This window comes from Mesorhizobium sp. M1399, from assembly GCF_040317735.1.
Classification (GTDB): domain Bacteria; phylum Pseudomonadota; class Alphaproteobacteria; order Rhizobiales; family Rhizobiaceae; genus Mesorhizobium.
In genome coordinates this window covers 228764-252904 of record NZ_JAMYKZ010000009.1, presented here as the reverse complement: position 1 = coordinate 252904, position 24141 = coordinate 228764, and the positions used below count along the sequence as shown (strand labels likewise).

At 63.8% G+C, this 24141-nt stretch carries 21 protein-coding genes and 1 tRNA gene; 13 read left to right on the top strand and 9 right to left on the bottom strand.

The window, feature by feature from the left end:
* Positions 1–36 precede the first annotated feature (36 nt).
* The 6 genes from rhaS (at position 37) to NKH05_RS17930 (ending at position 6313) form a co-directional block, all read left to right on the top strand.
* Positions 37–1032 (top strand): rhamnose ABC transporter substrate-binding protein, encoded by a 996-nt coding sequence (gene rhaS, locus NKH05_RS17955; RefSeq protein WP_023719466.1) that lies wholly within the window; start codon positions 37–39, stop codon positions 1030–1032.
* A gap of 83 nt (positions 1033–1115) precedes the next feature.
* Positions 1116–2657 (top strand): sugar ABC transporter ATP-binding protein, encoded by a 1542-nt coding sequence (locus NKH05_RS17950; RefSeq protein WP_352716949.1) that lies wholly within the window; start codon positions 1116–1118, stop codon positions 2655–2657.
* Entirely contained in the window at positions 2654–3631 is a 978-nt protein-coding gene (locus tag NKH05_RS17945; RefSeq protein ID WP_352493795.1) for an ABC transporter permease, read from the top strand. Before NKH05_RS17950 ends, NKH05_RS17945 begins: the two co-directional genes overlap by 4 nt.
* Entirely contained in the window at positions 3628–4629 is a 1002-nt protein-coding gene (locus NKH05_RS17940) for an ABC transporter permease (RefSeq protein WP_352482463.1), read from the top strand. Before NKH05_RS17945 ends, NKH05_RS17940 begins: the two co-directional genes overlap by 4 nt.
* Positions 4629–4946, top strand: coding sequence for an L-rhamnose mutarotase (rhaM, locus tag NKH05_RS17935; RefSeq protein WP_352482465.1), 318 nt, complete (start codon positions 4629–4631; stop codon positions 4944–4946). The genes NKH05_RS17940 and rhaM overlap by 1 nt, the downstream gene beginning before the upstream one ends.
* Positions 4943–6313 carry an FGGY-family carbohydrate kinase gene (locus tag NKH05_RS17930; protein WP_353025820.1) on the top strand — a complete coding sequence of 457 codons (1371 nt, stop codon included), beginning with the start codon at positions 4943–4945 and terminating at the stop codon, positions 6311–6313. The genes rhaM and NKH05_RS17930 overlap by 4 nt, the downstream gene beginning before the upstream one ends.
* 36 nt (positions 6314–6349) lie before the next feature.
* Here NKH05_RS17930 and NKH05_RS17925 read toward each other — a convergent pair whose 3' ends face one another.
* Together NKH05_RS17925 and galE are read right to left on the bottom strand one after the other, a co-directional pair.
* Complete coding sequence (locus tag NKH05_RS17925) at positions 6350–7600, bottom strand: D-amino acid dehydrogenase (protein ID WP_353025819.1); 1251 nt, start codon at positions 7598–7600, stop codon at positions 6350–6352.
* A 104-nt stretch (positions 7601–7704) separates the two neighbouring features.
* On the bottom strand, positions 7705–8700 hold the full coding sequence (gene galE, locus NKH05_RS17920) for a UDP-glucose 4-epimerase GalE (protein ID WP_023719473.1): 996 nt from the start codon (positions 8698–8700) through the stop codon (positions 7705–7707).
* A 265-nt stretch (positions 8701–8965) separates the two neighbouring features.
* Here galE and hemA point away from each other — a divergent pair, with 265 nt between their 5' ends.
* Entirely contained in the window at positions 8966–10243 is a 1278-nt protein-coding gene (hemA, locus tag NKH05_RS17915; protein WP_023719474.1) for a 5-aminolevulinate synthase, read from the top strand.
* A gap of 92 nt (positions 10244–10335) precedes the next feature.
* Here the strand turns inward: hemA and NKH05_RS17910 are convergent, their stop codons facing one another.
* Complete coding sequence (locus NKH05_RS17910; RefSeq protein WP_352547899.1) at positions 10336–11502, bottom strand: pyridoxal phosphate-dependent aminotransferase; 1167 nt, start codon at positions 11500–11502, stop codon at positions 10336–10338.
* Between the two features lie 111 nt (positions 11503–11613).
* On the bottom strand, positions 11614–12036 hold the full coding sequence (gene mscL / locus NKH05_RS17905; RefSeq protein WP_023719476.1) for a large conductance mechanosensitive channel protein MscL: 423 nt from the start codon (positions 12034–12036) through the stop codon (positions 11614–11616).
* 233 nt (positions 12037–12269) lie between these two features.
* Here mscL and NKH05_RS17900 point away from each other — a divergent pair, with 233 nt between their 5' ends.
* Entirely contained in the window at positions 12270–15758 is a 3489-nt protein-coding gene (locus tag NKH05_RS17900) for a PAS domain-containing hybrid sensor histidine kinase/response regulator (protein ID WP_352482470.1), read from the top strand.
* 3 nt (positions 15759–15761) lie between these two features.
* Here the strand turns inward: NKH05_RS17900 and NKH05_RS17895 are convergent, their stop codons facing one another.
* Together NKH05_RS17895 and NKH05_RS17890 are read right to left on the bottom strand one after the other, a co-directional pair.
* Positions 15762–16424, bottom strand: a complete 663-nt coding sequence (locus tag NKH05_RS17895; protein WP_502893818.1) for a response regulator — start codon at positions 16422–16424, stop codon at positions 15762–15764.
* 119 nt (positions 16425–16543) lie between these two features.
* Positions 16544–16975: a hypothetical protein gene (locus tag NKH05_RS17890; protein ID WP_352715654.1), complete on the bottom strand. Its 432-nt coding sequence runs from the start codon at positions 16973–16975 to the stop codon at positions 16544–16546.
* A gap of 126 nt (positions 16976–17101) precedes the next feature.
* Here NKH05_RS17890 and NKH05_RS17885 point away from each other — a divergent pair, with 126 nt between their 5' ends.
* Positions 17102–17452, top strand: coding sequence for a DUF952 domain-containing protein (locus NKH05_RS17885; RefSeq protein ID WP_353025840.1), 351 nt, complete (start codon positions 17102–17104; stop codon positions 17450–17452).
* Positions 17449–18525, top strand: a complete 1077-nt coding sequence (locus tag NKH05_RS17880) for a quinone-dependent dihydroorotate dehydrogenase (RefSeq protein WP_352860761.1) — start codon at positions 17449–17451, stop codon at positions 18523–18525. The genes NKH05_RS17885 and NKH05_RS17880 overlap by 4 nt, the downstream gene beginning before the upstream one ends.
* A gap of 3 nt (positions 18526–18528) precedes the next feature.
* Here the strand turns inward: NKH05_RS17880 and NKH05_RS17875 are convergent, their stop codons facing one another.
* Positions 18529–19953, bottom strand: coding sequence for an MATE family efflux transporter (locus tag NKH05_RS17875; RefSeq protein ID WP_352860760.1), 1425 nt, complete (start codon positions 19951–19953; stop codon positions 18529–18531).
* Between the two features lie 50 nt (positions 19954–20003).
* Between NKH05_RS17875 and NKH05_RS17870 the strand changes: the two genes are divergently transcribed.
* Positions 20004–20906: a histone deacetylase family protein gene (locus NKH05_RS17870; RefSeq protein WP_353025817.1), complete on the top strand. Its 903-nt coding sequence runs from the start codon at positions 20004–20006 to the stop codon at positions 20904–20906.
* Positions 20907–20968: 62 nt separating this feature from the next.
* Here NKH05_RS17870 and NKH05_RS17865 read toward each other — a convergent pair whose 3' ends face one another.
* Positions 20969–21271, bottom strand: coding sequence for a DUF6460 domain-containing protein (locus tag NKH05_RS17865; protein WP_254816341.1), 303 nt, complete (start codon positions 21269–21271; stop codon positions 20969–20971).
* 93 nt (positions 21272–21364) lie between these two features.
* Between NKH05_RS17865 and NKH05_RS17860 the strand changes: the two genes are divergently transcribed.
* Positions 21365–21438: transfer RNA gene (locus NKH05_RS17860), tRNA-Gly, on the top strand.
* Between the two features lie 313 nt (positions 21439–21751).
* Here the strand turns inward: NKH05_RS17860 and NKH05_RS17855 are convergent.
* Complete coding sequence (locus NKH05_RS17855) at positions 21752–22741, bottom strand: LysR family transcriptional regulator (protein ID WP_352482475.1); 990 nt, start codon at positions 22739–22741, stop codon at positions 21752–21754.
* Between the two features lie 316 nt (positions 22742–23057).
* Here NKH05_RS17855 and chvE point away from each other — a divergent pair, with 316 nt between their 5' ends.
* A complete protein-coding gene (gene chvE / locus NKH05_RS17850; protein WP_023719486.1) occupies positions 23058–24122 on the top strand; it encodes a multiple monosaccharide ABC transporter substrate-binding protein in 1065 nt (354 codons plus the stop codon).
* Positions 24123–24141 lie beyond the last annotated feature (19 nt).

The following is a 24141-nucleotide window of genomic DNA, read 5'->3' as shown; positions in this document are numbered from 1 at the left end:
CGGCGATGGAATGCAACGCTCAAGGGAGGATATTCGATGAGCTTTCTGAAGAAACTGATGGTTACGGCGGCGTTTTCCGCCGCCATGTTCGTGAATGCCGCCTATGCCGAAAACGTCAAGATCGCGCTGGTGGTGAAGTCGCTCGGCAACGGCTTCTTCGACGCCGCCAACAAGGGCGCCGAAGAGGCGGCCAAGGAACTCGGCGACGTCGAGATCATCTACACCGGCCCGACCAAGGCGACCGCCGAAGCGCAGATCGAAGTGGTCAATTCGCTGATCGCCCAGAAGGTCAACGCCATCGCCATTTCGGCCAATGACGCCGACGCGCTGGTTCCGGCGCTGAAGAAGGCGATGGAACGCGGCATCACCGTCATCTCGTGGGATTCAGGCGTCGCGCCGGAAGGCCGCCAGCTTCACCTCAACCCTTCCGACACCAACCTGATCGGCGAGACCATCATCAAGCTTGCCGCCGACTACCTGCCGGAAGGCGGCGATGTCGCCATCCTGTCGGCTTCGTCCACCGCGACCAACCAGAACGCCTGGATCGACGCGGCCAAGAAGGTGCTGCCGGAGAAGTTCCCCAAGATCAAGCTCGTCGCCACCGTCTATGGCGACGACGACTCGGCCAAGAGCACGGACGAGGCCAAGGGCTTGCTGAAGTCCTACCCGAACCTCAAGGCGATCATCGCACCGACCACGGTCGGCGTCGTTGCCGCCGCGCAGGTGGTGACCGATGAAGGCCTGATCGGCAAGGTCAACGTCACCGGCCTGGCGCTGCCGTCGGAGTTCAAGAAGTTCATCGACAACGGCGCCAGCCAAGCGGTTGCGCTGTGGAACCCGATCGACCTCGGCTATTCGGCCGTCTACCTCGCCCACGACCTGGCGGTGAAGAAGGAAGAGGCGAAGCCCGGTGCTACGCTGTCGATCGGCCGCGTCGGCAAGGTCACGCTCGACGACACCAACTCGGCTGCGATGGCTCCGCCCTTCCAGTTCGACAAGTCGAACATCGAAAAGTTCTCCAAGATCTATTGATCCTGGAGCCTTCGAACTGGTGCGGCGGGACCTTGGCCCCGCCGCGGCCTCAACCGGACCTAGTTTCAGGGCTTGATACGATTATGGACACGACAGCCCAACACGAAGTGGCGAAGGAAGCGCCTTTGTCTCCCGGGCCGCGGCTGACGCTGTCCGGCATCTCGAAAAGCTTTCCCGGCGTGCGCGCGCTGCACGATGTCAGCCTGTCGCTCTATCCCGGCCAGGTGACCGCGCTGATCGGCGAGAACGGCGCCGGCAAGTCGACGCTGGTCAAGATCATGACCGGCATCTATCAGCCCGATTCAGGCACAATCAACATCGACGGCCAGCCCGTCGCTTTGCCCAGCGCCCATGCCGCCTTCGGGCATGGCATCACCGCCATCCATCAGGAAACCGTGCTGTTCGACGATCTGACGGTGGCCGAAAACATCTTCCTCGGCCATGCGCCGCGCACCCGCTTCAAGACCATCGACTGGCGCACCATGCGCAAGAATGCCCGCGAGGTGCTGGACACGATGGGCGCCGGCCATATCGACGCCGATGCCAGGCTGAAGGATCTCGGCATCGCCAACAAGCATCTCGTCGCCGTTGCCCGCGCCATGTCGATCGACGCGCGGATCGTCATCATGGACGAGCCGACGGCAGCACTTTCGATGAAGGAGATCGAAGAGCTTTTCCTGCTGATCGAATTCCTCAAGAGCGACGGCAAGGCGATCCTGTTCATCAGCCACAAATTCGATGAGATCTACCGCATCGCCGACCGCTATACCGTGTTCCGTGACGGCGAGATGGTTGGCGAAGGCCTGATCAAGGATGCCGGTCAGAGCCAGATCGTGCGCATGATGGTCGGCCGGGCGGTCGACCATATCTTTCCGCAGCGCAAGGCCGAGATCGGCGCGCCGGTGCTGGCCGTCTCCGGCCTGTCGCATCCGACCGAGTTCGATGATATCGGCTTCGAGCTGCACAGGGGCGAGATCCTCGGCTTCTACGGTCTTGTCGGCGCCGGGCGCAGCGAGGTGATGCAGGCGATATCAGGCATCACCCGCACCAGCGGCGGCACGATCACGCTGGAAGGCAAAGCGATCGCGCCGAAATCGGCGGCGGATTCGATCGATGCCGGCATCGTCTATGTGCCGGAGGAACGCGGCAAGCAAGGCGTGGTGATCGGCCTGCCTATCTTCCAGAATGTCTCGCTGCCTTCGCTCAAGCGAACCTCCAAATCCGGCGTATTGCGGCTGGCGGAAGAGTTTGCGCTAGCCCGCTCCTACACAGAGCGGCTCGACCTGCGCGCCTCCTCGCTCAGCCAGGACGTCGGCACGCTGTCGGGCGGCAACCAGCAGAAGATCGTCATCGCCAAATGGCTGGCGACCGCGCCCAAGGTGATCATACTGGACGAGCCGACCAAGGGCATCGACATCGGCTCGAAGGCCGCCGTGCACGGCTTCATGGCCGAGCTCGTCGCGCAAGGCCTGTCGGTTATCATGGTGTCGTCCGAACTGCCGGAAATTCTCGGCATGTCCGACCGTGTCGTCGTTATGCGCGAGGGCCGCATTGCCGCGGTCTACGACAATAAGGGGCTCGACGCCGAAACGCTGGTCAGGACGGCAGCGGGGATCGCGGCATGAAGGCTCTTCTCAAATACCGCGAAGTCTGGCTGCTGGCGGCAATCGCCGTGCTGATCGGGCTGATCTCGATGCGTTTTCCGGGCTTTGCCGCTCCCGGCAATGTGCGCCAGGTGTTCAACGACACGTCGATCCTGATGATCCTGGCGCTCGGCCAGATGGTGGTTATCCTGACCCGCTCGATCGACCTGTCGATGGCAGCCAATCTCTGCTTCACCGGCATGGTGGTGGCGATGCTGAACGCCGCGCATCCGGCAATCCCGATCCCGCTGCTGATCGTCATCGCACTTCTGGTCGGCCTGGTGCTCGGCGCCATCAATGGCCTGTTGGTGTGGCGGCTGAACATTCCCTCGATCGTGGTAACGCTCGGCACTCTCACCATCTACCGCGGCGCCACCTTCGTTATTTCAGGCGGCGCCTGGGTCAACGCCGACCAGATGAGCCCCGATTTCATCGGCCTGCAGCGCGCGACGTTCCTCGGCATACCGGTGCTGTCATGGATTGCCCTGCTGGTCATCGCCTTGTTCTTCCTTGTGATGACGCGCACGGCGCTCGGCCGCTCGATCTACGCCATCGGTGTCAACCCGACCGCATCGGTCTATGCCGGCATCGACGTCGGCCGGACGAAATTCATCGTCTTCTGCATTTCGGGGATGATCGGCGGCCTCTGCGGCTATCTCTGGATCTCGCGCTACGTCATCGCCTCGGTCGAGGTCGCCAACGGCTATGAGCTCAACATCATCGCCGCCTGCGTCATCGGCGGCATCTCCATCGCCGGCGGCATCGGCTCGGTCGGCGGCGCGGTGCTCGGCGCGCTGTTCCTCGGTATCATCTCCAACGCGCTGCCGGTGATCAATATCTCGCCCTTCTGGCAAATGGCGATTTCGGGCAGCGCCATCATCCTGGCCGTGGTGCTCAACGCGCGCGGCGAACGCCGGCAAGGCCGCATCATCCTCAAAAAGGCGGAAGTGGCATGACCGATACCCCTGCCCCGCGCCATGTTCCGAACCGACTCGACAAGCCGTTCACTGCGGCGATCTTCTCATGGGAGGCGCTGCTGGTCGTCGTGGCGGTCGCCATCTTTGCCGTCAACAGTTTTGCCTCGCCCTATTTCCTCGACGCGTGGTCGCTGTCGGACCTGACTTTCAACTTCACCGAAAAGGCGCTGATCGCGCTGGCCATGGCACTGCTGATCATCTCCGGCGAAATCGACCTGTCGGTCGCCGCTATCATCGCACTCGCCTCGACGATGATGGGCATGGCGGTGCAGGCCGGCGCCGGCACGCCTGTCCTGGTGGCAATCGGCATCGTCGTCGGGCTCGGCTGCGGCGCCTTCAACGGGCTGCTCGTCACCAGGCTGGGGCTGCCGTCGATCGTCGTCACCATCGGCACGATGAGCCTGTTTCGCGGCGTTGCCTTCATCATCCTCGGCGACCAGGCCTACAAGGGCTATCCCGCGAGCTTCGCCTTCTTCGGCCAAGGTTATGTCTGGTGGGTGGTGTCGTTCGAACTGACGCTTTTCCTGGTCGCGGCCGTCGTCTACTGGTTCCTTCTGCATCGGACGAGCTTCGGCCGCCGGGTCTTTGCCATCGGCAACAACCCGGTTGCGGCGCAGTTTTCCGGCGTGCGTGTCGGCCGCATCAAGTTCATCCTGTTTTGCCTGACCGGCCTGATGGCGGGCATCGCCTCGGTGCTGATTACGTCACGGCTCGGCTCGACCCGGCCGTCGATCGCGCAGGGCTACGAACTCGAAGTCATCACCATGGTGGTGCTCGGCGGCGTCAGCATTCTCGGCGGCGCCGGCAGCATTCTGGGCGTCGTGCTGGCGGCCTTCATCATGGGGCTGGTGACCTTCGGTCTTGGCCTGCTCAACGTGCCGGGGATCGTCATGTCGATCTTCATCGGCCTGCTGCTGATCATCGTCATCGCGCTGCCGATCCTGTGGCAGCGCGTGCGGCGGGAGCGCTTTGCCTGATGCCCGAAAAATATGCGTTCAAGATGAAGCTCAATCCCGGCATGAAGGCCGAATACAAGAGGCGCCACGACGACATCTGGCCGTCACTCGTCGCGTTGCTAAAACAGGCTGGTATCTCCGATTACTCGATCCATCTCGACGAGGAGACCAACACCTTGTTCGGCGTGCTGTGGCGCCGTGACGACCATGGCATGGACGAATTGCCTAAGCATCCGGCGATGCAGCGCTGGTGGGCCGAGATGGCAGACATCATGGAAACCAAGCCGAACAACGAGCCGGTGGCGGTGCCGCTGGAAACAATGTTCCATATGGAATGACCCGCCACGTCGCCGTCATCGATATCGGCAAGACCAACGCCAAGGTGGCGCTGGTCGATCTCGCCGCAGCAAGCGAAGTGGCGCTGCGCAGGATGGTCAACGAGCCGGTTCGGCAACGCCCGTATCCGCACCACGACGTCGAGCGGTTATGGGCGTTCATCCTCGGCAGCCTGGCCGAGATCGATCGCGAGCAGCGCATCGACGCGATATCGATCACCACCCATGGCGCAACGGCGGTGCTGGCCGACGCATCAGGCGAACTGGCGCTGCCGGTGCTCGATTACGAGTTCGACGGTCCGGATGCCTTCGCCAAGGACTACGACGCGATCCGCCCGCCTTTCACCGAGACCGGCACGCCGCGCCTGCCGGCCGGCCTCAATCTCGGCGCGCAGTTGTTCTGGCAGCAGAAGCGCTTTCCAGCGGATTTCGCCAGGGCCGCCGCGATGCTGATGTATCCGCAATACTGGGCCTTGCGCCTGACCGGCGTCGCCGCCAGCGAGGTGACTTCGCTCGGCTGCCACACCGATCTGTGGAACCCGTGGAAAGCGGATTTTTCCTCACTGGTCGACCGGCTGGAATGGCGCCGGCTAATGGCGCCGGTGCGGCAGGCCAAGGACCGCTTGGGCCCGATCCTGCCCGCTCTGGCGCGGCAAACCGCCCTCGATCCGCAAACGCCGGTGTATTGCGGCCTGCACGATTCCAACGCCTCGCTGCTGCCGCATCTCCTGTCCGACAAGCCGCCTTTCTCCGTCGTCTCGACCGGCACCTGGGTGGTGTCGATGGCGGTTGGCGGCAGCAAGGTCACGCTCGATCCGGCGCGCGACACGCTGGTCAATGTCAACGCGTTCGGCGATGCCGTGCCCTCGGCGCGCTTCATGGGTGGCCGCGAGTTCTCCGTGCTGACGGAAGGCCAATTGGAAGACTGGACCGAAGACGATGTCGCCGCGGTGCTCGCGCGCAAGACGTCCCTATTGCCTTCGATCCAACGGGGTTCGGGGCCGTTTCCGCACTGCGCCGCGGCATGGCTTAACGCGGACGGCATCAACAATGGCCAGCGCTTTGTCGCCATCTCGTTCTACCTGGCGCTGATGACCGCGACCTGCCTCGATCTGATCGGCGGCGGGGGGTCAACCATCGTCGAAGGACCCTTCGCCCGCAACCGGCTGTTCACCCGCATGCTGGCTGCGGCGACGGCGCGCGCCGTCATTGCCTCCGCGGCTGCGACAGGCACCAGCATCGGCGCCGCCTTGCTGGCGTCGGACCAGGGGACACCGCAAGGCAGAGGCGAAAGGACCGAACCGTCGGCCGATCCACTCTGGACAAGTTACGTGCGCTCCTGGCGTTCGGCAGTCGACGAACGAGCCTGACCGCCGAGCTCATGGCGCCCTGCGGTCAGGCCGTTGCTAGCCCGCGTAGAGCAATCCCTGTGGATCGATCTCCGGCTTGCGGCCGGCGACCACGTCGGCAAGGAATTTTCCCGAACCGCAGGCCATGGTCCAGCCGAGATGGCCGTGGCCGGTATCGAGATATAGATTGTCATACCGCGCCCGGCTGATGACCGGCACGGAGTTCGGCATCATCGGGCGAAGTCCAGCCCAGAGCTCGGCCTTGCTCTCGTCGAAGGCGCCGGGGAACAGGTCCTTGCCGGTGTTCAGGATCGAGTTGAAATCGCGCGGCTTGAACGTGCGGTCGAAACCGGTGAACTCCGCCGTCGAGGACATCCGCAGCCGATTTCCCAGCCTGGAATAGCCGATCAGCCGGTCCTCGTCGGCGCCGCCCATGATCGGCCCCTTGCTTTCATCTTCCAGCGGAACGGTCACGGTATAGCCCTTCACGGGATAGACGGGCAGGTCGATGCCGTAGCGGCGGCCGAGCAGACCGCTCTCCGGCCCCATGGAAATGACCACGGCGTCGCCGGCCACCGGGCCGGCCGAGGTCATCACCGCGCGCACCCGGTCGCCGTCGATGTCGAGGCCTTCGACCGTCGTGCCGTAGAGGAATTGGACACCGAGTTTTTCGGCGGCATAGGCAGCGAGGCGCTGCGTGAATTGACTGGAATCGCCGGTCTGGTCGATCGGCGAATAGACGCCGCCGGCAATTTTGTCCTTGGCTCCGGCAAGGCCGGGCTCGAGCTCGACCAGCCGGTCGCGGCCGACGATCTCGATCGGCAGGCCATGTTCGGCGAGATAGCGGTAATTGTCGGTGCCGGTATCAAAGCTCTGCTGCGAGCGGAAGAAATACAGAATGCCTTTCTTGCGCTCGTCATAGTGAATGCCGGTGTCAGCGGAGATGGCGTTGATGCAGTCGCGTGAATAAAGCGCCAGGCGCAGCTTGATCTCGGTGTTGGCGCGCATGCGCTTATGCGTGCACTGGCGCAGGAAGCGCAGGCTCCAGGCGACAAAATACGGATCGAAGCGCAGCCGCACCTTGATGCCGAGATCGTGGTTGTAGAGGGCTCGCAGGAACGTTTTAAGCGCGGCGGGCGAAGCCCAGGCGGTGGCATCGCCGGGAGATACCAGGCCGGCATTCGACTGGCTGGTGCCGCGCGCCGCCGCCGGATGGCGCTCGATCACCGTGACTTCATGGCCGTCGCTTGCCAGACAATAGGCCGCCGCCGTGCCAACGACGCCGGCTCCAAGCACCGATATTTTCATGCCGCCCCCAAGTCGAACGCAGCCGAACGCCTGCACGCTCAGCCGTGAGGCCCTTCAATAGCGCCTCTGCCGCCTGCCGACGAGCCCTTGCGGAGAGCCCGCGCTTAGCCCAGAGCCGAATTCTTGCTGGTCAGGATGCGCTCCCAGGCAAGCGCATCGGAGACGATCTGGTCGAGGTTGTCACGCTGCGGGGTCCAGCCGAGTTCGCCGCGGGCCAGCTCCGAATTGGCGACAACCGCGGCGGCGTCACCGGGGCGGCGCTCGCCCATCCGCACCTCGAAATCATGGCCGAAGACGCGGCGTACGCTGTCGATGACCTCGAGCACCGAATAGCCGTGGCTGTAGCCGCAATTGGCGACCAGGCTCGATCCGCCGGCACGCAGCCGCTGCAGGGCCAGCCGATGCGCCGCCGCCAGGTCGCTGACATGGATATAGTCGCGCATGCAGGTGCCGTCCGGCGTCGGATAGTCGGTGCCGAACACCTGCATGAAGGGGCGCTTGCCGAGCGCCGTCTCGCAGGCGACCTTGATCAGATGCGTGGCGCCGGGCGTCGACTGGCCGGTGCGGCCCTTCGGGTCGGCGCCGGCGACGTTGAAATAGCGCAGCGCCGTATAGCGCAGCCCATAGGCAATAGCCGCGTCGCGGAGCATCCATTCGCTCATCAGCTTGGACAGGCCGTAGGGCGATTCCGGCGCAAGCCTGGCGTCCTCGCGCACCGGCTCCAGGCCGGCGCCGCCATAGACGGCGGCGGTCGAGGAAAAGATGAAATTGGGCACGCCTTCGCGCACCGCGGTCTCGATCAGGGTGCGTGTCTTGCAGGTGTTATTCTCGTAATAGGCAAGCGGGTCGGCCACCGATTCGGGCACGACAATCGAGCCGGCGAAATGGATGATCGCGTCGACCTTGTTGTCGCGGATGATCGAGGCGACCAATTCCTTGTCGGCGACATCGCCGACGACGAGCTTTGCTTCCGGAGCCACCGCCCATTCAAAGCCGGTCGAAAGCCGGTCGAGGACGACGACGCTGTCGCCCGTGTCCAGCAACTCCCAGACCATATGGCTGCCGATATAGCCGGCACCGCCTGTCACCAAAACCGTCATCCGCATCCTCGCTATTCATGATTTATCGGAACTGTCTCAATCGTCGCCGTACTGGAAAACCTGCCGCCAGGCCATTACAATCTGCGGTAACCAGTCTCATCGGCGGGTGGCATTGTCCTGAAACAAGATTGATCCACATCAAGGGAATAGGCCACGTTCCGTGGTCGTTAGGAACAGGCCTGGGGCGTGGCATTTTGACCAAAACGGTGCGGTGGACGGCGAATAGGCCAATGACTATGATCCCGCGCAAAATTGGGAAGGCGACATGAATTACCAGCGGTTTTTCGAGGAAGCGATCGACCAGCTCCATGCAGAGCGTCGCTATCGCGTCTTCGCCGACCTTGAGCGTATCGTGGGAAAATTCCCGCGCGCCATCTGGCGTGCCAATGGCCGCGCCGAGGAAATCACCGTCTGGTGCTCCAACGATTATCTCGGCATGGGCCAGCATCCCGACGTCATCGCCGCGTTCCAGAAGGCGGCAGGCAAAATGGGATCGGGGGCTGGCGGCACCCGCAACATTTCGGGCACCAGCAACCCGCTGGTCGAGCTCGAACTGGAGCTTGCCGACCTGCACGACAAGGAAGCGGCACTGGTTTTCACCTCCGGCTTCGTTTCAAACGAAGCGTCGATCTCGACCATTGCAAAGCTGCTTCCCAATTGCCTGATCATCTCGGACGAGCTTAACCACGCTTCGATGATCGAGGGTGTGCGGCGCTCGGGCGCCGAGAAGAAGATCTTCCGCCATAACGACGTCGCGCATCTCGAAAGCCTGCTGCAGGCGGCCGGCCGCGAGCGTGCCAAGCTGATCGTCTTCGAGAGCGTCTATTCGATGGATGGCGACATCGCGCCGATCAAGCAGATCGTCGACCTCGCCGAGCGTTACAATGCGATGACTTATATAGACGAGGTCCATGCCGTCGGCATGTACGGGCCGCGCGGCGGCGGCATCACCGAGCGCGAAGGGCTGGCCGACCGCATCGACATCATCGAGGGCACACTGGCCAAGGCGTTCGGCACGCTTGGCGGCTACATCACCGGCACCAGCGCCGTGATCGACGCCGTGCGCTCCTATGCGCCGGGCTTCATCTTCACCACGGCGCTGCCGCCGGCGATCGCTGCCGCGGCAACCACCTCGATCCGCCATCTCAAGCGCTCGCAGGCCGAGCGCGACGCGCAGCTGCGTCAGGCGACGCGGACCAAGGAAGTGCTTGCCGCGGCCGGCCTGCCGGTAATGGAGTCACCTACCCACATCGTGCCGCTGCTGGTCGGCGATCCCGAGCTCTGCAAGATGGCCAGCGACCGCCTGCTCGGCGTGCACGGCATCTATATCCAGCCGATCAATTACCCGACAGTGCCGCGCGGCACCGAACGGCTGCGCATCACGCCGACACCGTTCCATTCTGACGCGCTGATTGCCTCCTTACAGGACGCGCTAGTCGAGACATGGGATGCGTTGGGGATTCCCTACGGTTCGGCCGGCCGGCCTTCAGTGGCCAAGAGCGACCGCGTCATTCCGTTGCTGGTGCCGAAGTCGGGCGGGTAACCTCCGCCGCTACGGGCACCATTGCGGAAGCCGCCTATCGGTGCCGCCTCATTTTTCAGTGCTGCGATGCCTGGCGCGAAGCTCAACACACCTCACACAGTCTTCATCCATTTCGCCAGCCGGTGCGCGGCTTCTTCGAGCTGGTCGAGGCGGCGGTGGAAGCATAGCCTGAGGAAAGCTTCGCCGCCGGGGCCGAAGGCGGTGCCGGGGGCCAGGCCGACATTGGCGCGGTCGACCATGTCGAAAGCGGCAGCGCGGGAATCGGTGATGCCGTCGACGGCGAAGAACAGATAGAACGCGCCCTGCGGCACGGTGAACCGCGCCCTGCCGGTTTCGGCGAGAATGCCGCAGACGAGGTCGCGCGCCGCCCTCGCCCGCTCCACCTGTTCGACGATGAAGGCATCGCCCTCGTCGAGGGCGACGACGGCGCCGCGCTGCATGAACTGCGCAACGCCGGAAGTCGAATACTGGACCAGGTTCTCGAACACCTGCTGCAAGGCGGGATGGATCTTGATCCAGCCGATGCGCCAGCCGGTCATCGCCCAGTTCTTGGAAAAGGAATTGACGAACAGGATGCGGTCCTCATCGGCCATGATGTCGATGAACGACGCCGCGCGGCCATGGCCGTAGTGGAACAGCGAATAGATCTCGTCGGCAATGATCCACAGGCCCCTTTCGCGGGCGAGATCGAGGATTGCCTGCAGCGTCTCCTTGTCGGCGGTCCAGCCGGTCGGGTTGGACGGCGTGTTGACGAACAGCGCCTTGGTCCGTGGCGTGATCGCCGCTGCGATCTTGTCGACATCGCAGGACCAGCCATTGCCGGACTGATCAAGGGTGACTGCAACCGGAACGGCGCCGGCCACGCCGGCGGCGGCGGCGAAATTCGGCCATGCCGGCGACAGGTAGACAAGTTCGTCGCCCTTGCCGGCCACCGCGTCGATGGCCATCTGGATGGCATGCATGCCGGAGCCGGTGACGATGAATTCTTCGTTGGCGAAAGTCTTGCCGAAATGCCTGGTGTAGTAGCGGGCGAGCGCCTGCCTGAGTTCGGGAATGCCCCGCTGCCAGGTGTAGAAGGTCTCGCCGGCGGCCAGCGCCTTGGCGGCGGCATCGGTGATGAAGGCAGGCGTCGGCAGGTCGCCCTCGCCGGCCCAAAGCGGGATCATACCGTCGCGGCCGCGGCCACGATTCATGACGGCGACAATGCCGCTTTCGGGCGCCGCCCGCGCTTCGGCGCGCAGAGTATCGATCAGGGTCATGGATGGGTCCGTTTTCGTTTGCTCGACTGCTAGCGTGTTTCAGGGCGGACGAAAACAGAAAACCCCGGCCGCAAGCGACCGGGGTTTTGGTCCAGAAAGTTGCCGCAGGCGCTACTTTCTGGCGAGGAGATCGCGAATTTCGGTGAGCAGCGCGACGTCGGCTGGTGGCGGAGCGGCCGGGGTAGCCGGTTTCTCGCGCTCCAGCCGCTGGCGCAGATTGTTCACCGCCTTGACCATCAGGAAGATAATGAAGGCGAGGATAAGGAAGTTCAACGCCACGGTGATGAAGCTGCCATAGGCGAAGACCGCGCCCTGTTTCTTGGCATCCGCCAGCGATGTGGCGTTAACGGCCGAGGACAAGGGCAGAAAGTAGTTGTTGAAGTCTAATCCGCCCAAAATCGCCCCGATGACCGGCATGATGATGTCGTCGACCAGCGAGGTGACGATCTTGCCGAAGGCAGCGCCGATGATGACGGCGACGGCCAGGTCCATCACATTGCCCCTGGAAATGAATTCCTGAAACTCTTTCAGCATTCGACCCTCCTTTTCCTGACCGGCCGTGCTGCCGTCCACGCCCTCGGCATCGACCGGCAGGCAGAATAGCAAAAACCTGCGGTTGCGACAGGAGCAAAGACGTGTTTCCCCGGCCTGGATTGCGCGAAGCCGCGGCCATAATGCGCCGAAAGCCGCGATGGACTCGGTGGCCAAGCTGTGATTGCGTCTGCAAGGCCGGATGAAAAAGCCGGCGCAGGGAGGAAGTTCGAGGCGTGCAGGGCTGGTTCATCGTCATCATCGCGATCGCCTATGTGACGTTGCTGTTTGCTATCGCCAGCCTGGGCGACCGGCGCTCGACTTCATCCGGGCCTGGCCGCGCCCGGCCCTTTATCTATGCGCTCAGCCTCGCCATCTACTGCACCTCCTGGACCTTCTTCGGCTCGGTCGGGCTCTCCTCCGAGCGCGGCCTCGAATTCCTCGGCATCTATATCGGACCGGTTCTGGTGTTCGTGTTCGGCTTTCCGCTGCTGCAGCGCATCGTCAGGCTGGCAAAGACCGAGAAGATCACCTCGATCGCCGACTTTCTCGGCGCCCGCTACGGCAAGAGCTTCGCTGTCGCGGCGATCGCCACGCTGATCGCAACCATAGGCGCGGTGCCTTACATGGCGCTGCAATTGAAGGCGATCTCCGGCTCGGTCAGCCTGATGGTCGAGCACTATACCGGCTCGCCGCCGTCGTTCGATCCGTTCGTCAGCGACATCTCGCTTGTCGTTGCCATGCTGCTGGCGCTGTTTGCCGTGCTGTTCGGCACGCGCCATGCCGACGCCACCGAACACCAGGACGGTCTGGTGCTGGCGGTGGCGGTCGAGACCGTGGTCAAGCTCGCCGCCTTCCTGGCGATAGGCCTGATGGTCACGTTTCTGATCTTCGGCGGGCCAGGCGATATGTTCGACCGGCTCGCCGAAAACACGCAGGTGCGCCAGGCGATGGGCTACAACACCTCGCTCGCGACCTGGCTGGTACTGACATGCCTGAGCGGCTTTGCCATCCTCATGCTGCCGCGCCAGTTCTACGTCACCATCGTCGAGAACCGCAGCGAGGCTGAGCTGCGCACGGCGACATGGGTGTTTCCGCTCTATCTCGTGGCAATCAACCTGTTCGTGCTGCCGATCGCGCTGGCCGGCCTGGAACTGGTCGGCCCCAGGACCAGCAGCGACCTCTATGTGCTGTCACTGCCGCTGTTCAGCGGCCACGACGTTCTGGCCATGGCCGCCTTTATCGGCGGCCTGTCGGCGGCGACGGCAATGGTGATCGTCGAAAGCGTCGCGCTGTCGATCATGATCTCCAACGACCTGATCATTCCGCTGTTCGTGCGCCGGCTGCTGCGGACCACGACCTCAGAGAGCGAGGACTGGTCGACGCTCATCCTCAATGTGCGGCGGGCGGCGATCTTCATCATGCTGTTCATCGCCTTCCTCTACTACCGCGAGAGCACAAACAGCGCGCGGCTATCCTCGATCGGCCTGATGTCGTTCGCCGCGATCGCGCAGTTCGCGCCGGCAATGATCGGCGGCCTGGTCTGGCGCGGCGCCAACGGAAGGGGTGCGGCACTCGGCATGGTGGCCGGCATCGTCGTCTGGAGCTACACGCTACTGCTTCCCTCGCTCGCCGCGCCCGAGACCGGCATCCTCGTCCACGGCCTGTTCGGCTTCGATGCATTGCGGCCGCAAGCCCTGTTCGGCACCGTCGCCGAGCCGCTGAACCATGGCGTGCTGTGGAGCCTGTCGATCAACACGTTGTTTTTTGTGTTCGGCTCACTGTCGCGCGCGTCGGTGCCGCTGGAACGCATCCAGGCGTCGATCTTCGTGCCGCGCGAGGCGGGGCCGCTGCCGAGCCTGCGCCGCTTCCGCACCACGATCACCGTCAACGACCTCAAGGACACGATCGCGCGCTATCTCGGTGTCGAACGCACCGAGCGCTCCTTCCAGTCATTCGAGAAGAGCAGCGGCACTTCACTGCACGGCAACGAACAGGCCAGCATGGATGTCATCCGCTTCTCCGAGCAGCTTCTGGCCAGTGCCGTCGGCTCCTCCTCGGCGCGGCTGATCCTGTCGCTGCTGCTGCGCCGCAACGACCGCGAATCCAAGGACGCCTTCCGCCTGCTCGACGACGCCACCGAGGCGCTACAGCACAATCGCGACCTGCTGCAGATCGCACTCGACCAGATGGAACAGGGCATCACCGTCTTCGACCGCGATTTCCGGTTGATCTGCTGGAACCGCCAGTACCGGGCGCTGTTCGACCTGCCCGACGAAATGGGCCAGGTCGGCGTCTCGCTCGATCGTATCCTGCGCCACCTTGCCGAGCGCGGCGATATACCGCCAGACCAGCGCGTCACCATGCTGAACCGCCTGACCAGCTTCGTCAGCCCATGGCAGATGGAGCTGAAGACCAGCGGGCGTATCCTGGAATTGCGCTCCAATCCGATGCCGGACGGCGGCATCGTCGCCACCTATGCCGACATCTCAGGGCGCGTCGAGCAGGATCTGGCGCTGAAGCGCGCCAATGAATCGCTGGAACAGCGCGTGAAGAGCCGCACCGCCGAGCTCACCCGCGTCAACGAGGAGCTGGCGCAGGCGCAGATGCTGGCCGAAGAGGCCAATCTCGGCAAGACGCGCTTCCTCGCTGCCGCCGGCCACGACATCCTGCAGCCGCTGAACGCCGCCCGCCTCTATTGCTCGTCGCTGATCGAGAAGACCGGCAAGGGGCCTGCCGGCAAGGCGGCGATGAATATCGAATCGTCACTGGAATCGGTCGAGACCATCCTCGGCGCGGTGCTCGACATTTCGCGCCTCGATGCCGGCGCGATGAAGCCGGACGATACGAGCTTCGGCCTCGACGGGCTGCTGCGCCAGATCGGCAACGACTTCCGGCCGCTTGCCGCCGAAAAGAAGCTCGAACTCTCGATCATGCCGTCGTCGCTCAGCGTCATGACGGATCGAAATCTGCTGCGCCGGCTGATCCAGAACCTGGTCTCCAACGCCATCAAATATACGCGCCATGGCCGCATCCTGGTCGGCGTGCGGCGGCGCGGCGAACTGGCCGAGATCCAGGTTATCGACACCGGCATCGGCATTGCCGGCGACAAGCTCAACACCGTGTTCCGCGAATTCACCCGGCTCGACGAGGGCATGCGCGAGGCGGAAGGCCTCGGCTTGGGGCTCTCCATCGTCGACCGCATCGCCCGCGTCCTGCGCCTTGAAATCCGGATCTTCTCCAATCCCGGCAAGGGCACGCGCTTTTCCGTGCTGCTGCCGGTGGCGGCCGTGCAGGCACCGCGGCGCGAGGCCGAGGCGAAGCCGCCTGCCCGCGCTACGACCTCGCTTGCCGGGCTGCATGTGCTCTGCATCGACAATGACGGCCGCATCCTCGACGGCATGCGGCTGCTGCTCGAGGGCTGGGGCTGCAGCGTCGACACGCTTTCCGGCGCGGAGGATCTCGACAGGTCCGCCATGCATCGGCCGGACATTGTGCTTGCCGACTATCATCTCGACGACAAGACCGGCCTCGAATTGATCGCCCAGTTGCGTGCGATCCATGGCGAGGACCTGCCGGCCGTGCTGGTCACCGCCGACCGCTCCAGCGAGGTTCGCGCCGCTGCTGGCAGGCTCGACGTGCCGGTGATCAGCAAACCGCTGAAACCGGCGATGCTGCGCTCGATGATGGCCAGGGTCAGGCCGCTGGCGCCGGCGGCCGAATGAGAATCAGCCAGCCGCCTGAACCGGGTCGCTGCCGATCTTGGACAAAAGGATGACCGCCTGGGTGCGACTGTCGACGCCGAGCTTCTGCAGGATGGCCGAGACATGCGCCTTGATCGTCGCTTCGGAGACGCCGAGCTCATAGGCTATCTGCTTGTTGAGCAGTCCCTCCGCCAGCATGCCGAGCACGCGCGTCTGCTGTGGCGTCAGCGCCTGCAGCCGCTTGATCAGGTCGGAAATCTCGGGATCGCGCTCGACGCCGAGATCGACCCCGGCGGGTGCCGCGATGTCGCCTGCGAGCACCGACTGCACCGCATTGCGGATCTCTTCCATGCTGGCCGATTTGGAGATGAACCCCGAGGCGCCCAGGTCGAGCGCGCGCCGGATCGTCACCGGATCGTCATGCGCCGAGACCACCATCATCGGCACCGCCGGATGGATGCCGCGCAACGAGATCAGGCCGGAAAGGCCGCTTGCGCCCGGCATCGAGAGGTCGAGCAGGACCAGATCGACATCCTCATTGGCCAGGACCAGCGCCTTGGCGCTTTCGAAATCGCCGGCCTCGTGAATGGCGGCAACATCTCCGATGCCGGCGAGTGCCTCCCTCAATGCACCGCGAAAAAGCGGATGATCGTCGGCAATGACGAATGTGTAGCCCAACGGTGATATCCCTCCCCGAATCCCGTTGGCGATTTTCCGCCTTGCAGGATCTGAACGATCATAACGCTACGCCTGCTGTTCGGCGTGGCCGGCTTGCTATTCCCGCCCTAGGTCTTTTTGCGAATTGCCTAGGTCTTTTGCGAATTGGGCTTGGCGCCGTCTTCGTCCTTGTCCATGTCCTTGACGATATCCATGAAGCTGCGCAGGAAGCGCTCCATGTAGCCCATCGTCTTGTTGAAATCCTCCTCGCTGGGCAAAGTCGATTCGAAACGGGCGGCTAGCGAATTTTCGAGCTTGGCGACGCGTTCGTCGAGCGCCTTCACCGAATTTTGCAGCCGGTCGACCTGATCCTGGAAGGCGGCACGTTCGTCGGCCGCTGTCTTGCAGACGAGCTGACCGGAACGCTCCTCGCAGAGCGACATGGCGCCGGTCTGCGTATCCATGCGCACATAGCCATTGGCCGATTTTTCCAGCCGGTAGCGATCGGCTTCCTCGGAAAAGGCCGAAGCTGCGACAAGCGAGACCAGTGCTGCGGGGATCAAGACGTGTTTCAGACGCATGTTTTCCTCCATGAGCCAGTCGGCGCAATCTATCACAGTTTGCGCCGGAATTGGGGAAGAACCTGAAATGGGGAAGAACGCGGGCCTGCCCTTCCCCGCATGATCTGTTCGGACTATAGCGCAATGATGTCCGAGATCATCTACAAGATAGTTCCCGAGGCGCTGTGGCGCGAGGCTGAAAGAGAAGGCCGCTTCACCGGCGCGCCGATCGACGTCGCCGACGGCTTCATCCATTTTTCCACCGCCGGGCAGGTTCGGGAAACGGCGGCCAGACATTTCACCGGCCAAAGCGGGTTGCTGCTGGTCGCCGTCGACAGCGCGCGCCTCGGCGACGCGCTGAAATATGAGGTCTCGCGCGGCGGCGCCTTGTTCCCTCATCTCTACAGCGGGCTCGGCCTCAATGCGGTCGTTTCTGTGCAGGCATTGCCGCTCGGCGCCCACGGCCGGCATGAATTCCCGGCGCTGGAGGCCGAATGAGCGCGTTCGACCGGATCGGCCAAAAACTGCTGTTCACGCTCGATCCGGAAACCGCGCATGGGCTGTCGATTGCCGCGCTGAGATGCGGCCTGCCGGTCGCCGGGCGCCCTTTGCGAGACGACAGGTTGAAGACACGCATCTGCGGGCTCGATTTTCCGAACCCGCTCGGCATGGCCGCGGGTTACGACAAGAATGCCGAAGTGCCGGACGCGCTGCTCGGCCTCGGCTTCGGCTTCGCCGAGGTCGGCACGATCACGCCGCTGCCGCAGACGGGCAATCCGAAGCCGCGCATCTTCCGGCTGCCTTCGGACGGGGCAGTGATCAACCGGCTGGGCTTCAACAATGAAGGCCACGCCGCCGCGGAAAAGCGTCTTGCTGCCCGCAAGGGCCGCGCCGGCGTCGTCGGCGTCAACATCGGCGCCAACAAGGACAGCGCCGACCGCGTCGGCGACTATGAGCGCGGCGTGATCAGGTTTGCGCGATACGCCGGCTATCTGACGATCAACATCTCCTCGCCAAACACGCCGGGCCTGCGCAACATGCAGGCGCGCGAACAGCTTGGTGAACTCCTGTCGCGGGTCATGGCCGCGCGTGCGGCGGCACCGGCAAAGCCGCCCGTCTTTCTCAAGATCGCGCCGGACCTGGTCGAGGCCGAACTGGAGGACATCGCCGCCGAGATCACCGACAAGCAAATGGACGGCGTCATCGTCTCCAACACCACGATCGCGCGAGCCGGCCTGCGCAGCGCCGGCCTTGCCGGCGAGACCGGCGGGCTTTCGGGAAAACCCTTGTTCGAGCGCTCGACCATCGTGCTGGCAAGGATGCGAAAACTACTTGGCCCGGATCCCGCCATCATCGGCGTCGGCGGCGTCGATTCCGCCGAGACGGCGCTGGAAAAGATCCGTGCCGGCGCCGATCTCGTCCAGCTCTATACCGGCATGATCTATGCCGGGCCTGCGCTGCCGGGGCGTATTCTTTCCGGCATGGTCCGTTTCATGGACAGTCAAGGGCTGAAGTCGCTGCGCGAGCTTCGCGACAGCCGCCTCGATCACTGGGCGACGAAACCGCTTTAGCGATCAGTTAAAGGCCGTGCGCACCCGCAGCCGCAATATAGTGAGCAGGCTGAAGCCGCGTACCAGCAGGAACACGTGCAGCGCCGCCCACAGGCCGTGATTGCCGAACGCCGGCGCCAGGATCAGCAACGCGGCGCTGAACGCCAGGAACGACACCAGCATCATGTTGCGCATGTCGCGCGACCATGTCGCGCCGATGAAAACACCGTCCATCTCGAAAGCCAGCACGCCGCTGAGTGCGGTGAATGCCGCCCATGGCAAGTAGATGTCGGCGACGGCGCGGACGTCTGTCGAGGTCGTGATCAGGGCGACCAGACCGGTGCCTTCCAGCAGGAGCACGAGCGTCGCCACGCCTGCCAGGCCGAGCCCCCAAAGCAGCGTCAGCCGCACCGCCTGGTCAAACGCCGTGGCGGCACGGGCGCCGATGGCGCGCCCGGCCAGCTGTTCGGCGGCGGTGGCGAAACCGTCGAGGAAATAGCCGGCAACCAGGAAGAGGTTCATCAGCACGGCGTTGGCGGCCAGCGTCAGCGTGCCGAATTGCGCGCCTTGGCGCGTGAACAGCGCGAAGGCGGCGAGCAGTGAGAAGGAGCGGATCATGATATCGCGATTGAGCGACATCATGCGCAGGAATGCCGGCAAATCGAGGACGCGATGGCGCGGCAGCCTGGGTGCGGCCCAGAAGCGCCGGCCGACGATGGCGAGACCAAGCAGCATGGCGACGAACTCGCCGGTGAGCGTCGCCCAGGCGACGCCGGCAACGCCCCAGCCAAGCTCCAGGGCGAGCAGGAAGCAGAGCGCGATATTGATGCCGTTCAGCACCAGCTGCAGCATCAGCCCGAGCCCGCCCTCGCCGCGCCCCAGCACATAACCAAGGATGGCGTAATTGATAAGCGAGAACGGTGCTGCGAGCATCCTGATGCGGATATAGACGTCCATCGCCGCGCCGACGCGCGGCTCGGCGCCGATGAACCATTGCCCGGCAGCCGAAACCAGGGGCGCAAGTGCGGCAAACACGATGCCGGCGACGACCGCGATCAGCACGGCGCGCCAGAACACCGCCTGCTCCTCCAGTGCATCGCCGCGCCCGAAGGCCTGGGCGACGAGGCCGGTGGTGCCGGAGCGCAGGAAGTTGAAGGTGGTGAAAACGACGTCGAAGATCAGGGCGCCGGCCGCCAGGCCGCCGAGAAGGGCGGCGTCGCCGAACTGTCCGACCACCGCCGTGTCGACAATTCCGAGCAACGGCGTCGTCAGATAGGCAAGCGTCATCGGCACGGCGATGGCGAGCACCGAACGGTTGGTGACGACGAAAGCCCTGGCTTCAGTGACGTGGGCTTCGGTGGGTAAAGCCTGCTCCAAACGTGTGTTGCTTCCTGTTGCGGCTTGATCGGCTAGCCGATGTGCCCCAGTTTGCGGACCTCGCGCAACCATCCATCCCGGCATGGTCAACCGAAACCCGCCTCTGGCGCACCGGCCGTCCCATGTCCTTGCAGATCGTTCATCATCCCGATTACGACGCCGGTTTCGCCGTCAACCACCGCTTCCCGATGAGCAAATATCCGCTGCTGATGGACGCCTTGCGGGCACGCGGCCTGGCGCGGCCCGAAGCGCTCAACACACCAGCGGTGGCGCGGCCATCATGGCTGAAGCTTGCCCACGCGGCAGACTATGTCGACCAGGTGCTTGCCTGCGACGTGCCGGTGAGGATCGAGCGCGAGATCGGCTTTCCCGTGGGACCGCGGGTTTCGCTGAGGGCGCAGCTCGCAACGGCCGGCACGGTGATGGCGGCGCGGCTGGCTTTGCTGAACGGAATCGCTTGCAACACGGCCGGCGGCAGTCATCACGCGCGGCGCGCGCAAGGCGCCGGCTTCTGCACCTTCAACGACGTGGCCGTTGCCGCGCTGGTGCTGCTCGCCGAAGGTGCCGCCCAAAACATCCTGGTCGTCGACCTCGACGTGCATCAGGGCGACGGCACGGCGGATATCCTGAACGACGAGCCGCGCGTGTTTACCTTCTCCATGCATGGCGACCGCAACTACCCCGCGCGCAAGATCGCCTCCAACCTCGACGTCGCCCTGCCCGACGCCACCGGCGATGCAGCCTATCTGGAGCGGCTGGGCGCCATCCTGCCGGAGCTGTCGGCGCGAAAGCGCTGGGATCTCGTCTTCTACAATGCCGGCGTCGATGTCCATGCCGAGGACCGGCTCGGCAGGCTGGCGCTGTCGAATGACGGGCTGCGCGCCCGCGACGATATGGTGATCCGCCATTTCCGCACGCTAGGCGTCCCGGTGTGCGGCGTTATCGGCGGCGGCTATTCGACGGATGTCGCAGCACTTGCCGCACGCCACGCCATCCTGTTCGAGGTGGCTGCGGGCTACGCGTGAAAGGCTGTTTGTTTGAGCATGATCTTTTCCGAAAGCCGGTTCCCACTTTTTGGGATCATGCTCTACTTCCTGAAATTGGCGATCCTGAGCAGGATGAAGGCCGGCACGACGATCGCGGCACCGAGCAGGATGTAGCCGAGGAAGCGGTCGATGGCGTGGAAGCCCAAATTCCACAGGTCGATGAAGAATTTGCGGATGCCGTAGAGCACGTCCATCGGCGACCAGCCGAAGGCGTTCATGACCAGGCCGACGAGGAACGACACCACAAGCAGCTTCAAGATCACCCGGAGCGGCGTATCGCCGAGAAAGCGGTTCAGTGCGGACAAGGCCTGTCTCCACAGTCGGGTGCCGCGATTCGGGCACATGCCCAGAAATACGCAGTTGACCGCCCGGCATCAAGCCGAGCCCTCAAACCGGATTGCGCATCGGCGCCGGGCCATGATATCGGAGGAACCAGCGCGGGTATGATGTAATGGTAGCTTGTCAGCTTCCCAAGCTGAACGCGCGGGTTCGATTCCCGCTACCCGCTCCAGCTTTTGCCACACGGGTTGCGCCTGAGTTGGCGATGTTGAAAACTTGCGGCTTTACAGGCAGTTTTACAGCTGCTGGCCGTCCTTCATCTGTTTGGCCGATGTGCCAGTTCGTCGAATATCTCACATTGAGGGTCGGCGGGGCCTCGAATGACCCCAACCGGAATGTCTACCCTTGGCCCGCTGGCTTCTGCTGGCGGGCTTTTTTTGAGCATCACGCAGCAGTTGTGGCCGACGTGCATCGGCGCCGCTGCTGGTGGGCCTGTCTGGTCGTCTGGCCGGCCACGGGATGCGCCCCGCTACCCGCTCCAATCCTCAGCCCACCTCCCGCAAAATAAAATCGTGCAGCATCTTGGCCGCCGGCGACAGCGCGCGGTTCTTTACCGTGATCAGGCTGTAGGGCCTGACCTCGATGTCGAACTCGGTCTGGACGACGTCGATGGCGCCGTCGAGCCCTTCGGGGTTCTGAATGAACTTCGCGACCTGGATCGACACCGGCGCGATCGCGTCGGATTGCGCGACCATGACCAGAGTCAGTAACAGCGAGCTGGTGTTGAGGATGCGATCCGGCAGCGCGATGTTGCGGTTCAAAAAGTTGCTTTCCATGGCTTGGCGCAGCGGCGAGCCGCCCGACTGGAAAACCCAGTCATAGGCGGCGGTGTCTTCCAACCGCACTGCCTTGCCCTTGGTCAGCGGGTGGCCGCGGCGCACGATCAGGCAGGCCTTCTCGACGCCGATGACGCGGGCCTCGAACAGCCGCGGATTGAGGTCGTCGGGGATGCGGGCGATGATGAAATCGTGCCGAGAGGCGATCAGCTCGCGCGCCAGCACGTTCGAGGTCTCGACCTGCATGGTGATCTCGATGCGCGGATAGAGGCGCCGGATCTCGCGGATCGCCGGCACCGCCAGCTCGATCGCCGGTGCCGTGACCGCGCCCAGGAACACCGAGCCGCCCTTGCCCGCCTTGAGCTCGAAGATCTCGCGGTCGACCTCGCGCATCTCGAGCAGGATCGACCGCGCGCGCCGTGCCAACGCCTTGCCATAGGGCGTCAGCGTGATGCCACGCGGCAGCCTTTCGCAGAGCTTGACGTCGAGCACCGCCTCCATCTCGGCGATCATGCGCGAAGCCGCCGGCTGCGAGATGTTCATGACCTGGGCCGCGGCACTCACCCGGCCGTGCTCGTCGAGGGCTGCGATCATACGCATGTGACGCAGGCTCAAGCCGCTGCGCAGCAGGGTTCCGCCATCGCGCGGAATCTCATCGTAACCGGCTGATATTCCACCAGGATTTCGCAGCGCCGCCATGATTTTTCCCTACTCCTACGCCCGGCGCGCCAGCTGGATCCGGCAGCGTCGTCACTAGCCTAAGCCATATCAGTCTCGATATAGCAACCATCAAAGATCGCATTTGACAGTTATGGCAAAGCGACACACCCTTCGCGCGTCCGGAGACTTGACGGTCGGTGACGAGGGAAAACTCGTATCGATTGAACCAGAGTTTCGGGGCCGATTGGGAGGATACCGGAGATCGATTGACGGCAGCGGCGCGTTTGGCGCTCCTGCACGATTGCGCGGCCCACGAAACCCAAGGGTACGCGTCCATCAACCAGGGAGAGTTAATGTGAAGATTATCAAGACACTGGCCGCCGTCGCGGCCCTAGGCATCGCGGCTATGACGCTGCCGGCGCAAGCGGGCGAAGGCCTGGTCGGCGTGCTGATGCCCACCAAGACCTCGCAGCGCTGGATCAACGACGGCGACGCCGTCAAGTCCCAGCTCGAGGCTCTGGGCTACACTGTCGACCTGCAATACGCGCAGGACGACATTCCGAACCAGCTCAGCCAGCTGGAAAACGAAATCACCAAAGGCCCGAAGGCGCTGATCATCGCTTCGATCGACGGCACCACGATGGGGGATGCGCTGCAGAAGGCGAATGACGCCGGCGTCGTCGTCGTCGCTTACGACCGCCTGATCAAGAAGACGCCAAATGTCGACTACTACACCACCTTCGACAATTTCGGCGTCGGCGTCATCCAGGCCAAATCGCTGCTCAAGGGCCTCGGCTATCCCGAGAAGAAAGGCCCGTTCAACATCGAGCTGTTCGGCGGTTCGCCGGACGACAACAATGCGTTCTTCTTCTATAACGGCGCCATGTCGGTTCTTCAGCCGCTGATCGACGACAAGACCCTCGTCGTGAAGTCCGGCCAGATGGGCATGGACAAGGTCGGCACGCTGCGCTGGCTGGCGGCAACCGCCCAGGCCCGCATGGACAATCTGCTCTCCGCCAACTACTCGGACGGCAGCCGCGTCGATGGCGTGCTCTCGCCCTATGACGGCCTGTCGCGCGGCATCATCGCTTCGCTGCGCGCCGTAGGCTACGGCACTGCCGATCAGCCATGGCCGATCGTCACCGGACAGGACGCCGAGACCGCTTCGGTCAAGGCGATCATCGCCGGCGAGCAGTATTCGACCGTGTTCAAGGACACCCGCGAACTCGCCAAGGCGACGGTCGAACTCGTCGACAAGGTGCTCTCGGGCGGCAAGCCGGAAGGCCTCGACACCACGACCTACAACAACGACGTCAAGGTCGTTCCCTCGATCCTGTTGACGCCGCATGACGTCGACAAGTCGAACTACCAGGCGCTGGTGGTCGACTCCGGCTACATCAAGGCCGAAGAACTGAAGTAATCGCGGTTACAAAGCCTGG

Bases quoted from the DNA above. Each gene is read 5' to 3' on its own strand.
- rhaS (WP_023719466.1), top strand. From the start codon at position 37: ATGAGCTTTCTGAAGAAACTGATGGTTACGGCGGCGTTTTCCGCCGCC.
- NKH05_RS17950 (WP_352716949.1), top strand. From the start codon at position 1,116: ATGGACACGACAGCCCAACACGAAGTGGCGAAGGAAGCGCCTTTGTCT.
- NKH05_RS17945 (WP_352493795.1), top strand. From the start codon at position 2,654: ATGAAGGCTCTTCTCAAATACCGCGAAGTCTGGCTGCTGGCGGCAATC.
- NKH05_RS17940 (WP_352482463.1), top strand. From the start codon at position 3,628: ATGACCGATACCCCTGCCCCGCGCCATGTTCCGAACCGACTCGACAAG.
- rhaM (WP_352482465.1), top strand. From the start codon at position 4,629: ATGCCCGAAAAATATGCGTTCAAGATGAAGCTCAATCCCGGCATGAAG.
- NKH05_RS17930 (WP_353025820.1), top strand. From the start codon at position 4,943: ATGACCCGCCACGTCGCCGTCATCGATATCGGCAAGACCAACGCCAAG.
- NKH05_RS17925 (WP_353025819.1), bottom strand. From the start codon at position 7,600: ATGAAAATATCGGTGCTTGGAGCCGGCGTCGTTGGCACGGCGGCGGCC.
- galE (WP_023719473.1), bottom strand. From the start codon at position 8,700: ATGACGGTTTTGGTGACAGGCGGTGCCGGCTATATCGGCAGCCATATG.
- hemA (WP_023719474.1), top strand. From the start codon at position 8,966: ATGAATTACCAGCGGTTTTTCGAGGAAGCGATCGACCAGCTCCATGCA.
- NKH05_RS17910 (WP_352547899.1), bottom strand. From the start codon at position 11,502: ATGACCCTGATCGATACTCTGCGCGCCGAAGCGCGGGCGGCGCCCGAA.
- mscL (WP_023719476.1), bottom strand. From the start codon at position 12,036: ATGCTGAAAGAGTTTCAGGAATTCATTTCCAGGGGCAATGTGATGGAC.
- NKH05_RS17890 (WP_352715654.1), bottom strand. From the start codon at position 16,975: ATGCGTCTGAAACACGTCTTGATCCCCGCAGCACTGGTCTCGCTTGTC.
- NKH05_RS17885 (WP_353025840.1), top strand. From the start codon at position 17,102: ATGTCCGAGATCATCTACAAGATAGTTCCCGAGGCGCTGTGGCGCGAG.
- NKH05_RS17880 (WP_352860761.1), top strand. From the start codon at position 17,449: ATGAGCGCGTTCGACCGGATCGGCCAAAAACTGCTGTTCACGCTCGAT.
- NKH05_RS17875 (WP_352860760.1), bottom strand. From the start codon at position 19,953: ATGGTTGCGCGAGGTCCGCAAACTGGGGCACATCGGCTAGCCGATCAA.
- NKH05_RS17870 (WP_353025817.1), top strand. From the start codon at position 20,004: ATGTCCTTGCAGATCGTTCATCATCCCGATTACGACGCCGGTTTCGCC.
- NKH05_RS17865 (WP_254816341.1), bottom strand. From the start codon at position 21,271: ATGTGCCCGAATCGCGGCACCCGACTGTGGAGACAGGCCTTGTCCGCA.
- NKH05_RS17855 (WP_352482475.1), bottom strand. From the start codon at position 22,741: ATGGCGGCGCTGCGAAATCCTGGTGGAATATCAGCCGGTTACGATGAG.